This window comes from Shewanella algidipiscicola, assembly GCF_003605125.1.
Taxonomy (GTDB): Bacteria; Pseudomonadota; Gammaproteobacteria; order Enterobacterales; family Shewanellaceae; genus Shewanella; species Shewanella algidipiscicola.
Genome location: NZ_QPQT01000011.1, coordinates 148,801 through 162,538 on the forward strand (window position 1 = coordinate 148,801; position 13,738 = coordinate 162,538).

Genomic DNA, 13,738 nt, shown 5'->3' on the forward strand with positions numbered 1-13,738 from the left:
CGACTACTAAATTGTTCGGATATAACAAATAATCGTTGATATCTATTACTAACTTAATCGCTGTTTAAATATTGATCAAGATCACTTTTTTTTATTTTGTTAAAAAAAAACAGCGACAAAAAAGCCCCTCGCGGGGCTTAAGTATGGAAAGTTTGAGCTGTAATGCTAGTGCAGTGAGCCAAATAATGATGTTTGGCGGCAGCCTTGATCTTGCTCTGCTAGGATTGTTACTGGTAGGTGACGATTAGCTTCTTCAATCACAACGCCTAAAGCCTGAGTGCTTTTGGCGACCAATTGTAAGCGGCGACAATCACGTGCATCGAGTGCTTGGGTCCAACTGATCACCGCACTGGATGTACCACTTGTAAGCGCTTTTTCCATCGCCCATAGTGCTTCTACTTCATCTTTGGTGTGCACTAATAAGATTCTATCCATACGAACACCGGCATCGGCGAGCATCTGCTTATAACCAATATTTGGTGGGCTAATCAGAACTACCCACTGGCCTTGTTGGCTTAATCTTGCTAATTGCGGCGTAAGTGCTTGCAACTCATGCTTACCTTGGGTGCGACTCGATAATGTCGCGATGGTGCTGTGCTGAGTAGGCTTATGTTGCGTGTTTATATCGACCCAAAGGCCGGGATGTCGTGGGGCATTACCCATTAGATTATTCATTGCCAATCTCCGTTACGGATAACACCTACGGCAAGCCCTTCGATGCTAAGGCTTTGGCTGGATAGGTCGACCACTATCGGTGAATATTCTTCATTCTCGGCGTGAAGATATACAGTATTACCTTTCTTTTCAAAACGCTTTACTGTGACATCATCTTCGACCCTAGCCACGACGATCTGGCCATTACTAGCTTGCTCTACTTTATGTACCGCGAGCAGATCACCTTCGAGAATACCTATATTTTTCATGCTATCGCCGCGGACTCTTAAGAGAAAATCGGCGCTTGGGCGAAACATCGCTGGATCAACTTTATAGTGTTGCTCAACATGTTCTTGGGCCAAAATGGGTTCACCGGCAGCGACTTGTCCAATCAGTGGTAAACCAAGATCTTCGCTGTCATCTTCTTGAGTTAGCTTTATGCCTCTAGAGGTCCCTGGCATTATTTCGATGCAGCCTTTTTTGGCTAAGGCTTTTAAATGCTCTTCGGCCGCATTGGCGCTTTTAAAGCCTAGGCGACGAGCAATTTCAGCCCGGGTAGGCGGCATGCCTGTATCGGCAATATTGCGTTTAATTAATTCTAATATTTCGGCTTGTCTAGGGGTTAATGGTCTCATTGCAGATCCTGTCTTTCCATACAGTAACTGTCAGTATATACAGTATTTAAAGTAGCGCAAGGATTAAGCATATTTTTGTCGGCAATGTGGTGGAATTTGTTTGAAACTGAAAGCAAAATCGCAGGTTTATTTTCATTGAAACCTGATATTTTTATTTAAATCAATGTTATGAGATGGATTTTACGGAATAAATTTATTGAGTGATGCGATTGTCTCTTATCTGTTGAGATGATTTCTGTGTCAAGTTAGGGCGGCGAAACAACGTTAGCAGGTAATAGGATTCAGTTGCACTATGTGCCTGCAGTTACCGTTATCTTATATCGTTAAGCGTAGGGCTATTATGGCTTGCTGGCGATAAGGTCATCTAACAGGTGGTGGTAATCATGGATTGCGGGAAAGTGGGTAAATATTTTATGGGGCTTTTTGCTATCGGGATTGCTTATGCCAAGTAAATACCCAACTCCTGCTTGTTTGGCGGCATGCAAGATAGCTTCGCTATCATCGATAAATAAACACCGACTGGGTTGTAATTGATATTGCTTAAATAAGCTGGACCAAAATTGAGGATGCTCTTTTGCAAAACCCGTTTCATGGCTGGAGAGCATATGGTCTAACCCTTGCGCGAGCTCTGTGTGTTCTAGTTTGAGTGCTAGGCTATGAGGGTGGGCATTGGTCACTAATATTCTGGTTTTATGCTTTTTAGCCAATGTATGCAGAAATGGCATGCTGTCTTGGCGTAACTGTATCCTGTCGGCCAATGTGCGTTGCAACATTACAATATCCAGTTGCAGTTGTTGCTGCCAGTAGTCGAGGCAATACCAATCCAAGGTGCCAACCACTTGGTCGTAGGCCTGTTCCACTAAGACATTGGCTTCATTTAGAGAGATGTTTCTGTTGTGACTTAAGGTTTGCGGCACTAGTTTGAGCCAAAAATGGCTATCGAAGTGCAAGTCTAGTAGCGTGCCATCCATATCAAGCAGTACGGTATCAATTTTATCCCAAGGAAACATAAGGTCAGTAAAAAAATTCTATCGTGAGAGTTGTGGATTAAACCCATCATAGTAAGATTGAACTGTGATGCAAACCTCATTTTATCAGGGACATTCATGTCGGACCAAAAGCCACAGATATTACATACACAAGTTGTTGCTCAGAGTCGGTTATTTCAAATTGAGCAAGTGCACCTGAAATTTTCTAATCAGGTCGAGCGCCAGTATGAGCGTATGAAAGGCAGTAATCGTGGCGCCGTAATGGTGGTTCCTGTATTGGGGGAGCAACTACTGCTGGGCAGAGAGTACGCTGCAGGAACCCACAGCTATGAACTGGGCTTTCCCAAAGGGTTAGTTGATCTGGGGGAGACTCCTGAGCAGGCCGCTAATCGTGAACTGCAAGAGGAGATAGGCTTTGGGGCTAAAAAATTAACCCATTTGATGGAGTTAAGTCTGGCGCCCAGCTATTTTGTCAGCAAGATGCAGATCTATATTGCAGAAGATCTGTATGAAAGTCGCCTTGAAGGCGATGAACCTGAGCCAATAGAGGTCGTTTCTTGGCCGCTTGCACAGTGGTCAGGGCTATTGGCATTGGAAGATTTTTCAGAATCGAGAAGTGTTAGTGCCTTGTTTTTAGCTCAGAAGCATTTAAAACTAAAATAGTTATTTAATTCGGATATATGCATTACCTGTCTAGGTTGTTGGAGTTGTGATGAAGCCAGAAGAGTGTGTGGAACAGGTGATCGCCATCGCCGTTGAAGCGGGCATGGCCATCAAAGATATTTATCTTGAAGGTAGCTTTGATAAAGAAATTAAGGCGGATAATACCCCTGTGACGTCTGCCGATCTTGCTGCGCACCAAATTATCACTGCAGCGCTGACTCAGCTGACTCCCGATATTCCTGTGCTATCTGAAGAAGATGCCGACATCCCGTTATCCGAACGCGTCGATTGGCCCAGGTATTGGTTGGTCGATCCGTTAGATGGTACCGGAGAGTTTATTGCCGGCAGTGGCGACTTTTCGGTGATCATTGCGCTAGTTGAGCATAATCGCCCTATTATGGGGATTGTTTATGTGCCCATGACAGAGGTGATTTATTATGCCATCGCAGGACTAGGGGCTTATAAGCGCTCAAATAAAGGCGAACAGCGTATTGCCAGTCGTCAATTGACACTCGATGATTCGCACTCATTGCGCTTGGCGGTCAGTCGTCGCCAAGATCCGCAATCGGTATTAAAGCTACTAAACCAGCCTAAGCATTGTGAGTTAGTGGTGCTCGGCGGGGCAGCGCTTAAAAGTTGCTTGGTCGCAGAAGGGCGTGCCGATTGTTATGTACGCATTGGCCCTACTGGCGAGTGGGATACCGGCGCGGCACAAATTATTGTCGAAGAGGCGGGCGGGCAGATCATGGATCTTGAACTGCAACCGCTAAGTTATAATGAACGTGAATCGCTCGAAAATCCTAATTTTATCGTTGTCGGTTCGACCCATTTACCTTGGGATGAGTTGTTAGTCAGTGAATAATTCGGTTGATATTACCCTGCGTGCGGCGCAAAAGGGCGAGCTGGCCGGCGTTTATCGGCTTGAACAGCGTGTGTTTGGCGCGCATTGTTATCCGGACTTCTTTTTTCGTCAGAGTTTCGATTGTTGGCCAAATGGTTTGCGTGTTGCAATAGATCAAAATAATCATCTTCTTGGCTATATTCTAATGGTGCAAAGTGAGCAGCCGCATATAGGATGGATATTATCTGTCGCCGTGGATACACTCGCTCAAGGCCGAGGTATCGGCAAACGTTTGATAAACGATGCGCTTAATCACTTGGCGCCGTCAGTCACTCAGGTGATGCTCACTGTTGATCCAGCTAATCCAGCGCGCCATTTATACCTCGCATTGGGGTTTGTTGAGCTACAAACGGAAGCTGACTATTTTGGTCCGGATACATCGCGGGTGGTGATGTGTCTGATGCGCTAAGCCTTATCTATTTAGCACGGCTAAAGAGTGGCAATGACTTATATGAAACCTTCATTGTCATCTATTCATTGTCATCTAGATGGTTAGGCTAACTAAGCTTGAGGCAAGCTGGAGCACATATGCTGTTAACAAAACGTTTTTTGCCCTATTTTGTCACCCAATGTTTAGGCGCATTAAACGATAATATTTATAAAAACGTTTTACTCTTGATGGTGGCTTATAGTCAGATCAATGAGTTGCCAATCAGCATTAATTTATTTGTCAATTTGGCCGCGGGCCTGTTTATTTTCCCCTTCTTTCTTTTTTCTGCTCATGCTGGGATGATCGCCGATAATATGGACAAGGCGAAGCTTATCCGCAGGCTGAAACAACTCGAAGTGGTTATCATGTCGTGCGCTGCGATGGCTATTTTGTCTCAAAGCTACATGGTGATGTTACTGCTGTTATTTTTAACCGGCTGTCAGTCGGCCTATTTCGGGCCAGTAAAATATTCACTGCTACCGCAAGTGTTGACCGATGAAGAATTAGTTAAGGGCAATGCTTGGGTCGAAATAGGCACATTTTTAGCTATTTTAAGTGGCACATTGAGCGCCGGGCTGTTGATGGCGAGTACGCATGGAATTGTCGCCAGTGCCTTGATTGTCTTTGTACTTTCCCTGTGTGGATATCTGGCCAGTTGTGCCATTCCGGCTTTACCTTTACAGCATGACGTGACCCAGATCCGTTTTGCCCCTTTATCTGGCACGTGGCGCGCCATTACCCAGGTGAGAAAGACGCCAAGCATCTGGATGGCGATCATCGCCATTAGCTGGTTTTGGTTTCTCGGCGCAACTTATCTAACGCAATTTGCTTATTTTGCTAAGTTACATTTGTCCTCTGATACCAGCGTAGTGTCGCTTCTATTAGCACTATTTTCGGTGGGTATCGCGGTGGGCTCCTTTTTATGTGAACGCTTATCCTATGGTCATGTTGAATTAGGTGTCGTGGCTTTAGGCATGGCGGGGTTGACCCTGTTTGGCCTCGATTTGGTCTGGGCTATTCCACCTGCACCGTTAGATCCCTTGTGGGTTTATAGTGTGGGAGACTTTATCGCCACAACGGCGCATTATCGACTGATGTTTGACTTGTTGATGGTCGGGGTCAGTGGGGGCTTGTTTATCGTCCCGTTGTACGCTTTTATCCAGTCGCGTGCTGCACCGGGTAAATGTGCACAGGCGATTGCCGCAAATAATATTGTTAATGCGCTGTTTATGGTGTGCTCGGCGTTATTGGCCATGTTACTACTGGCGGGCTTAGGCTGGAGTATCCCTGAGTTATTTACCTTGCTAGCGGTACTTAATTTGGTAGTCGCTGCCTATATTTATGGACAAGCGCCTGAGTTTCGTTGGCGCCTTGTCAGTTATTTATTTCGTCATGTGCGTTACCGCATCAGTGTTGAAGGGCGTGAAAAACTGCCCAAGCAGGGGGCGGTGTTACTGGTGTGTCCCCATACTAGTCAGTTCGATGCTTTGTGCGTGATGGGGGTATCGAGTCGTCTGGTGCGCTTTGTTATGCCACCCTCTATCATAGCGAACTCAGTTAAGCCGGCAGGAGTGATCCCTTTGGCTATGGGTGAGATAAACGGCGCAAGCAATAATGAAGCATTAACCATGATTGAGCAGGCGTTAGCCAATGGCGAGTTATTGTGCTTATTAAGCGATTATTTAACCGCGAGTGATACCATGCCTGAGAGTTATCGGGCTCAATTTAACGCCTTGATCGCAAGTGTTGTGACGCAACATTCAGTGAAGATTATCCCACTTGCAATGAAAGGATTAACAGAGCCGAGTAAGAGTCAAGCAAACACGTTCCAACCGCGGGGGCTTTGGCCAAGGGGGTCGCTGATTGTCGGTGATGCGATGGCGGTTCCTCAGGTGAGCGCCGCATCACTGCAACAGCACATCACCCGCTTGATGACAGACCCATTATAAAATCAAGACTCGGGCTTAAAACTGAACACTGAGTTATCTGCATTTTGGAGTTTAGCTTTGAGATGAAATAACCTTAAATAGCTAAGCTATCTCGGATTATTCCATCGTTTTACTCGAATTCAGGTGAGTGATTCAGTCACACTTAATGGCGGTCATGTCATTAAGTGATGTTATTGGGGCGTGTATTGAGCGAGCCACTGATGCACTGCTTGATGATCACCTTTAAAAATAACCCGATCGGCTTTTTTATCAATCTGATATTGGTACATAGGATCGTAGTATTTACTCAGCAGCACGTTTATCCACTCGAGATGAGCTGCTGTTGTGCCCTGATTTTGTTGTGCATGTAAGGCATGAGTCACCATCGCCTGCAGTTCATCATGTTGTTTACCGCCAAGGCGTTTTTTTATGCCACTGATGCTTTGCGACAAATAATTGGCAAAAGCGATAAAGCCGGCCTCTTCGCCGAGGCGATCAAGATAACCTTGGTGCATTTTATGGACATATTCGTCGAGCAATCGGTTTAATCTGGCAGTTTGGCTTTCTTCTAATACCACCAATTTTGCTACTTGCATGCCTTTATAAAAGGCTTGTGGTAGCGCCGAGCGACCAATGAGGTAGCTCTCATCTTCGAGCAGTAAGAATTTGGCATCGCTGGCTTGGTGTTTTAGCAGTGCCACGGCGAGGTTATTTTCGAAGTTGATCTGTGATGGTTGCGGCTCGTGGTAGCGGCCAAAGCTTGAGCCGCGATGATGGGCAATGCCTTCTAAATCGACGCCTTCTGGGCGCTGTAATAAGAAGTCTGTTTTACCACTGCCGGTGATGCCGCTGAGGATCAGCATGGGTTTTACCCTAGGGGCTTGATCTATGGTGTCTATCAAAAACTGACGCATCGCCTTATACCCACCTTCGATATAGGGGACAGATAGCCCAGCCTCCTTAAGCCATTGTTGCGTCAGTTGTGAACGCAGTCCACCGCGGAAACAATATAGGTAAGCATTAGAGTGACGCGCAAAATATTCGTGCCATGCATCGATCCTTTGCTGTTTGATGTCATCATTAACGAGTGTGTGACCTAAGGCGATCGCGGCGGCTTGGCCGTGTTGCTTATAACATGTGCCCACCTGTTTGCGCTCATCATTTTGCATTAATGGCAAGTTAGTACTGGCCGGAAACGCCCCTTTATCGAACTCGATGGGCGCGCGAACATCCATTATGGGGTGGTCGTTAATAAACAGCTGGGCATATTGGTTTTTAGAAACCATAAGTGGTGGCATTAGCACAGTTCCACGAGTTGCTTCGTTGCAGGCTTAGTCACCAAATGACCAATGCTTATTGGCGCAATATCATTAGCTTTTAGTAGGCTAATTAAAGCCGCTTCATGGCTTGCTGAAACGGCAATCAATAATCCGCCACTGGTTTGTGGATCGCACAATAGTGCTTTTTGTTCTTCATTGACCAGGGGTAAATGTTCGCCATAGCTGTCGTAGTTTCTGTGGGTACCACCGGGAATGCAGCCCATTTGCAGGTAGTCTTTTGCTTTGGGTAACAAGGGCAGGGCGTCGATATCAATCTTAGCTGCCACATCAGCACCTAAGCACATCTCAATGAGGTGGCCCGCTAAGCCGAAACCTGTCACATCTGTCATGGCACTCACGCCGGCAATTTTTGCGATAGCTGGGCCGATTTTATTGAGTTGGCACATGGCGTCTGGAGCGATATTGCTATCCTCATCGGCTAGCTTTTTTTGCTTCTGAGCCGTGGTCAAAATACCTATTCCCAGTGGTTTAGTGAGATACAGTTTATCACCGACCTTAGCGGTATTGTTCTGTTTGAGTTCGGTTAACGGAATTTGCCCTGTAACGGCTAGACCAAAGATAGGTTCTGGCGCATCGATACTGTGGCCACCTGCCAGCATGATACCTGCATCCGCGCACGCTTGGCGCCCACCATCGACAACTTGTTGGGCGATCTCTGCGGGTAAAGTATTCACTGGCCAGCCCAATATAGCGATAGCCATCATCGGTGTACCCCCCATAGCATAAATATCGCTAATCGCGTTGGTGGCGGCAATGCGACCGAAGGTAAAAGGGTCATCCACGATTGGCATAAAAAAGTCTGTGGTGCTGATAATGCCCGTTTCATCATTGAGTTTATAGACGGCGGCATCATCGCGGGTGCTGTTACCAACGAGAATATTAGGGTCATCGAAGTGAGGTAATTGCGATGCCAGAATTGTCCCTAAGACTTTGGGTGAGATTTTACAGCCACAACCCGCGCCATGACTGTATTCGGTAAGTTTGATTTTAGTGTCTGACATAAGCTCGAACTCTCTCTAAATGAATGGGTTAGCCGCCCATCATAGTCTCATCTATTTTGCACTTCAATCGGTGGTGATACAGATGTGCGTGATGCACGTTAAGGGAGGTGAATTTAAGTAGAAATCTAAATAAAACGGACCACTGCGATGAGTGGTCCGGTGGGGTGAGCGGCTAATTTAGGCGTAATTTGCGGTGAGTAATTTCCAATTACGTTTGCGCATCAATAGGTCTTGTTTAAGTTGTTCGACTCTGAGCATTAACTGGTTGTGGGTCAGTTTTTGCCGTTTGGCGTCGAGTAACTCTTTGTGCGCTTGGTAATAGTCGCTAATGTGGGTTTTAAGCAATTCATATTCATCATGCAGTTTCTCGAGTATCTCTTCACCATTAGCCAGATGTTCAACCTTATTGCGGGTGCGTGTTAACTGCATCTGTAATTTAGCCCTCTCGATCCGCTCTTGTGGGGTGACTCGCAATTGGGTGGCCAAACCTGTCCATGCCATCATATTGATAAGCCACTTAGTGGGATCGTATTGCCACCAATGTATGCCATTGCGATAGTCGTTTTCAAAAATATGGTGGAAGTTATGGTATCCCTCACCATAGGTAAACACAGCCAAAATGCCATTGTCTCGCGCGGTATTCTTATCTGTGTATGGCTGTTTGCCCCAGATATGTGCCAGCGAGTTGATGAAAAAGGTGCAGTGATGCACCACTACTAACCTCAGTAACCCTGCCATGAGTAACATGGCCCATATATCACCATTGAGCCAACCCAGTAACGCTGGCAAGCCAATGTTCATGATTAGCATCAGTGATAAATAGTGTTTGTGCTGCCACATCACAATTTTATCATTTTGCAGATCTCGCACGTTTTTATAATCGTGGTAACGCTGAGCTTGATACTCGCGCAACATCCACCCAATATGGCTATACCAGAAACCCATGTTCGCCGAATAGGGATCTTTATCGTTATCATCGACATGCTTGTGATGAATGCGATGATCTGATGACCAATGCAATGCACTGTTTTGTAATGCGAGTGCGCCGCCTAATGCAAATAGCAGGCGCATTGACCAGTGTGATTTATAGGTTCTATGAGACCAAAGTCTATGATAACCGGCGGTAATTGACAATCCGCTTGCAAAGGCAAGGGCGACAAAGGCCACCCATTCAGCAATGCCGTAACCGTAAGTGATACCGTACCAGGGGACGAGTATAGCAGCACCTAAAAAGGTAATGGCAAACAGCAGTATGTTAGTCCATATCAGGGGAGGTTTTTTCATTATAATATCCAACAGCTAAATTGAGCGTACATCTGTGCGCCAATTTAGCGTGCTTGATAGGTGAGGTCAAGATAGGCTGCGTTTTTATGTTAAAGAATGTATTATTAGCTGATTCTATTTATCTAGTGGATTCATCATGATGGGGATCAGGGCACAGCAGAAAGAAAAAACGCGTCGGGCGTTAGTTGATGCTGCATTTAATCAGTTAAGCGCAGAACGTAGTTTTTCTAGCCTGAGTTTGCGAGAGGTGGCCCGCGAAGCCAATATTGCACCAACCTCATTTTATCGTCATTTTAAAGATATGAATGAACTGGGTTTGACCATGGTCGACGAAGGCGGCCTAACATTGCGTCAGATGATGCGTAAGGGGCGTCAACGCGCAGAAGCCGGAGGTAGCGTGATCCGTATCTCGGTCGAGACCTTTATGGAGGTACTCGAGTCTAACCCAAACGTGTTCCGTATTTTATTGCATGAACGTTCTGGCACATCGGCACCGTTTCGTGCCGCAGTTGCACGTGAGATTGAACATTTTATCTCAGAGTTGGCGCATTATACCGAAGCCACAGCAAGGCGTTCGCCCGAATTAGCGCGTGCCCAAGCAGAGGCATTGGTCACCTTGGTGTTTAATGCAGGAGCTGCCGCGTTAGATATGAAACGCGTCGATCGTAAGATATTAGCCGACAGGTTGGTTATCCAGTTGCGGATGGTGGCGAAAGGGGCGGAGTGTTTACAGCAAAAAATGGAAAATCGCTGATTCTGCATAAGATTTTAGCGAGGCTCGATACGCAAAAGGGCCTAATGGCCCTTTTGGGATCTTAATACTTAGTTCTTAATATTTTAGTGTGAGCTGAACAATTTGGTGTCTAGCGCTTTTCTAATAACACGCCAGACTCCATGTGATCTGTATATGGGAACTGATCAAATAGTGCAAAGCGGGTGATTTTGTGGGTGCTATTTAGCACCTTGAGGTTATCTATAAGCGTATTTGGATTACATGAAATATAGATGATCCGCTGATAACCTTGCACCATGGTTAAAGTATTGTCATCGAGACCGGCCCGAGGTGGGTCAACAAATATGGTGTTACAGTGATAGCTATCTAAATCTACCCCTTCGAGACGTCTATAACTGCGTTTCTTGGCTAATGCGTCGGTGAAGTCTTCGGCCGACATGCGAATGATCTGCACATTCTCGATATTATTGGCTTCAATATTATATTGCGCAGAGTCGACCGAAGGTTTAGCTAATTCGGTAGCGAGCACGCGATTGAAGTTCTGTGCCAACGCAATAGAGAAGTTACCGTTACCACAATAGAGCTCTAAAAGATCGCCACTGCTCTCTTTGGTGCTATCGATAGCCCACTCCAGCATCTTGATAGACACTTGTCCGTTAGGTTGAGTAAAGCTATTTTCCACCTGCTTATAAATCAAAGTCTGCCCATTAACGGGTAATGACTCAATTACATAATCTCGATCTAGCGTCAGCTTTTGTTTGCGGGCACGACCAATAATATTGACATTAAATTGCTTACCTAGACGTTGCTTGAGGGCTTGTGCTTCATCTTGCCATTGTTGGTCAAGTTGTTTGTGGTACAGCAATGAGACTAAAATTTCACCGCTTAGGGTAGACAAAAAGTCGACCTGAAATAGCTTATGGCGTAATACTGGGTTAGGGCGAAGCTCGGCCATTAACGCTGGCATCATCTGATTGATCAGCACGCTGGCGGGTAAGAACTGCTCACAGCGCACTTTTTGGTTAAGTACCTTGTCAAACATATAGTAGTAGAGATCTTCACCCTCATGCCAGACGCGAAATTCGGCACGCATGCGATAGTGTTCGGGTGTCGACGCGAATATTTGCAATGATGGGGTGTCAAAGTCAGCAAAAAGTTGCGCTAATTTTTCACGTTTAGCATCGAGTTGCTTATCGTATTGGTTAGGATCCATTGCTTCTAAATTCATTTTAAAACACCGTTACTATCATTGGGGCGCAAATAGTATACTACCCAGCCTTGATGTCCAATATCTGGCTTTTGATTTATCCCTCGCTATGGGAAAATACTATGTTTATCTCATTTTGAGTTTACCCATGGGGAATTGAGTTTGTCGGCAAATATTTTAGTATTCGATTCAGGTGTGGGTGGGCTTTCTATACTCACCGAAATTAAGCAGACATTGCCTAATGAAAACTATTACTACTTATTCGATAACGCCAGATTGCCTTATGGCGAGCTAGAAGAGGATGTATTAATTGATGGCGCTGTGCAGCTTATTACTCAAGCGGTAGGTAGAGTCACAGCCGATATTGTTGTTGTGGCTTGCAATACTGCCAGCACCTTAATATTACCAGTATTGCGCGCTCGGTTGGCTATTCCGGTTGTGGGGGTGGTACCTGCGATTAAACCTGCTGCTACCACGAGTCTTAATAAACGCATCGGATTACTCGCCACACCTGGAACCGTTAACCGCACTTATACACGCACGTTGATCCAAAAGTTTGCCGCTGATTGCGAAGTGACATGTTTCGGATCATCAGAACTGGTACTCTTAGCCGAAGCTAAGATGGCGCAAGAGCCTATCGATCATGCGCTGCTCACCCAAGTATTATCACCTATAAAGCAATCAGGCATAGATACATTGGTCTTAGGCTGCACGCACTTTCCTATCTTAAAAGCGGAGTTACAACATTACCTTGGTGAAGGGGTTCGGTTATTAGATTCTGCCAAAGCGATAGCTGCCAGAGTTAAAACCTTACTCAATGGTGATACTACAGAAGGAAAAAGAGGAGAAAGCCATGCTTTCTTTACGACACAAGAGATATCTAAAGGATTAAAAACAACACTAGTGGAATATGGCTTCTCATCTATTGGTCAGTTAAGGCCATAGAATCTGACATAAGACCACTAATGTTATTTGCTCATACTATAATAAGTATGCTTTTTACATGTATAGGTATAAGAAGAGTACTTACTAGTTCTAGTTAGCTTCCTGAGTAGATTCTGGCTTGTCAGCATCTTGTGACTTTGCTTCACGCACTTTAAGTGTACGCTCCTGAAAATCAAACTCGTTTAACTTAACCATGGCTTTCTTAGCACCCGCTTCTGACATTTCGATAAATCCAAAACCTTTACGGCGTCCCGTTTTACGATCGCGAACTAAACGTACTGAGTTTACTGGGCCGTATTTACCAAATAACACCTTTACTTCGCCTTCATGGACACGATATGGCAAGTTGCCAACATACAGTGTCATCGTTGGGCCTTTATACTGTTCATCAGTATCGGTATCTGACTTAGGTGATTGAAGGGTAAAAATAACGCTTGCGATAATAGCACCAGTGAAAAACGCGATTGCAGAATAGAAGTCTGGCGCGAACTGAGATATTGCCAATGCGCCAACAAGGGCGACGATCAAAACAATAAGAAATGGCTTTTGCATATATTTGTTCTCTGAAGAATTGATAATTAACTGTTAACAGCTCGTATATGGTAATGAATTATTGGCAATTACACTAGTATATTGACGAAAAAACGAACTTAATTAACGATTAATATAACTGAGTCGTTTGCCCCATCGGTGTAAAACCACACAAAGTGATACAAAAAGCACCATAACGGCGAAAAGATCGTCGAGCGATCGCCGATCGCTTAAAAAGCCCTTGCGCCCCCAAGATAACTCCCTATAATGCGCAACCACTGACACGGCGAAGCTCGCAGAGATGAGTCGTAAAGCACTAAGTAACCTGGTTAAACACCTAGCTTACAGGGTGGTCAGGCACTGAAAAGTGCCGCATCGAAAAGTTTTCAAAAACTGCTTGACGCGAACCAAGGATTGCGTAGAATACGCAGCCCTAGCCACTTGGAACTACCGAGATGTGCTAACGCTCTTTAACAATTTATCAAGTAATCTGTGTG

At 45.3% G+C, this 13,738-nt stretch carries 14 protein-coding genes; 6 read left to right on the top strand and 8 right to left on the bottom strand.

Annotation, left to right across the window (positions count from 1 at the left end; genetic code table 11):
* Positions 1-165 precede the first annotated feature (165 nt).
* The 3 genes from DVO77_RS13525 to yrfG all read right to left on the bottom strand — a co-directional run bounded on the left by DVO77_RS13525 (position 166) and on the right by yrfG (position 2,299).
* A complete protein-coding gene (locus DVO77_RS13525) occupies positions 166-675 on the bottom strand; it encodes a cell division inhibitor SulA (protein WP_119978696.1) in 510 nt (169 codons plus the stop codon).
* The gene (gene lexA, locus DVO77_RS13530) at positions 672-1,289 is read right to left on the bottom strand and encodes a transcriptional repressor LexA (protein WP_110458701.1); all 618 of its coding nucleotides are present in this window, start codon (positions 1,287-1,289) and stop codon (positions 672-674) included. Before lexA ends, DVO77_RS13525 begins: the two co-directional genes overlap by 4 nt.
* A 338-nt stretch (positions 1,290-1,627) precedes the next feature.
* Positions 1,628-2,299 (bottom strand): GMP/IMP nucleotidase, encoded by a 672-nt coding sequence (gene yrfG, locus DVO77_RS13535; RefSeq protein ID WP_119978697.1) that lies wholly within the window; start codon positions 2,297-2,299, stop codon positions 1,628-1,630.
* A gap of 96 nt (positions 2,300-2,395) precedes the next feature.
* Here yrfG and nudE point away from each other — a divergent pair, with 96 nt between their 5' ends.
* From nudE to DVO77_RS13555, 4 genes are all read left to right on the top strand, one after another.
* Positions 2,396-2,941, top strand: a complete 546-nt coding sequence (gene nudE / locus DVO77_RS13540; protein ID WP_110458699.1) for an ADP compounds hydrolase NudE — start codon at positions 2,396-2,398, stop codon at positions 2,939-2,941.
* A 49-nt stretch (positions 2,942-2,990) separates the two neighbouring features.
* On the top strand, positions 2,991-3,803 hold the full coding sequence (gene cysQ, locus DVO77_RS13545) for a 3'(2'),5'-bisphosphate nucleotidase CysQ (protein WP_110458698.1): 813 nt from the start codon (positions 2,991-2,993) through the stop codon (positions 3,801-3,803).
* Entirely contained in the window at positions 3,796-4,251 is a 456-nt protein-coding gene (locus DVO77_RS13550; RefSeq protein WP_110458697.1) for a GNAT family N-acetyltransferase, read from the top strand. Before cysQ ends, DVO77_RS13550 begins: the two co-directional genes overlap by 8 nt.
* Positions 4,252-4,370: 119 nt before the next feature.
* Positions 4,371-6,221: an MFS transporter gene (locus DVO77_RS13555; protein ID WP_119978698.1), complete on the top strand. Its 1,851-nt coding sequence runs from the start codon at positions 4,371-4,373 to the stop codon at positions 6,219-6,221.
* 170 nt (positions 6,222-6,391) lie between these two features.
* Here the strand turns inward: DVO77_RS13555 and mnmH are convergent, their stop codons facing one another.
* The 3 genes from mnmH to DVO77_RS13570 form a co-directional block, all read right to left on the bottom strand.
* Positions 6,392-7,498: a tRNA 2-selenouridine(34) synthase MnmH gene (gene mnmH / locus DVO77_RS13560; RefSeq protein WP_119978699.1), complete on the bottom strand. Its 1,107-nt coding sequence runs from the start codon at positions 7,496-7,498 to the stop codon at positions 6,392-6,394.
* On the bottom strand, positions 7,498-8,541 hold the full coding sequence (selD, locus tag DVO77_RS13565) for a selenide, water dikinase SelD (protein ID WP_119978700.1): 1,044 nt from the start codon (positions 8,539-8,541) through the stop codon (positions 7,498-7,500). The genes mnmH and selD overlap by 1 nt, the downstream gene beginning before the upstream one ends.
* Before the next feature lie 177 nt (positions 8,542-8,718).
* Positions 8,719-9,825: a fatty acid desaturase gene (locus tag DVO77_RS13570; RefSeq protein ID WP_119978701.1), complete on the bottom strand. Its 1,107-nt coding sequence runs from the start codon at positions 9,823-9,825 to the stop codon at positions 8,719-8,721.
* Positions 9,826-9,964: 139 nt separating this feature from the next.
* Between DVO77_RS13570 and fabR the strand changes: the two genes are divergently transcribed.
* Positions 9,965-10,579, top strand: coding sequence for an HTH-type transcriptional repressor FabR (fabR, locus tag DVO77_RS13575; RefSeq protein ID WP_110458831.1), 615 nt, complete (start codon positions 9,965-9,967; stop codon positions 10,577-10,579).
* A gap of 109 nt (positions 10,580-10,688) precedes the next feature.
* Here the strand turns inward: fabR and trmA are convergent, their stop codons facing one another.
* Entirely contained in the window at positions 10,689-11,786 is a 1,098-nt protein-coding gene (gene trmA / locus DVO77_RS13580) for a tRNA (uridine(54)-C5)-methyltransferase TrmA (protein WP_110458692.1), read from the bottom strand.
* Positions 11,787-11,927: 141 nt separating this feature from the next.
* Between trmA and murI the strand changes: the two genes are divergently transcribed.
* Positions 11,928-12,710 (top strand): glutamate racemase, encoded by a 783-nt coding sequence (gene murI, locus DVO77_RS13585; RefSeq protein ID WP_110458691.1) that lies wholly within the window; start codon positions 11,928-11,930, stop codon positions 12,708-12,710.
* Between the two features lie 90 nt (positions 12,711-12,800).
* Here the strand turns inward: murI and DVO77_RS13590 are convergent, their stop codons facing one another.
* Positions 12,801-13,262, bottom strand: a complete 462-nt coding sequence (locus tag DVO77_RS13590; RefSeq protein WP_110458690.1) for an RNA recognition motif domain-containing protein — start codon at positions 13,260-13,262, stop codon at positions 12,801-12,803.
* Positions 13,263-13,738: the final 476 nt, after the last annotated feature.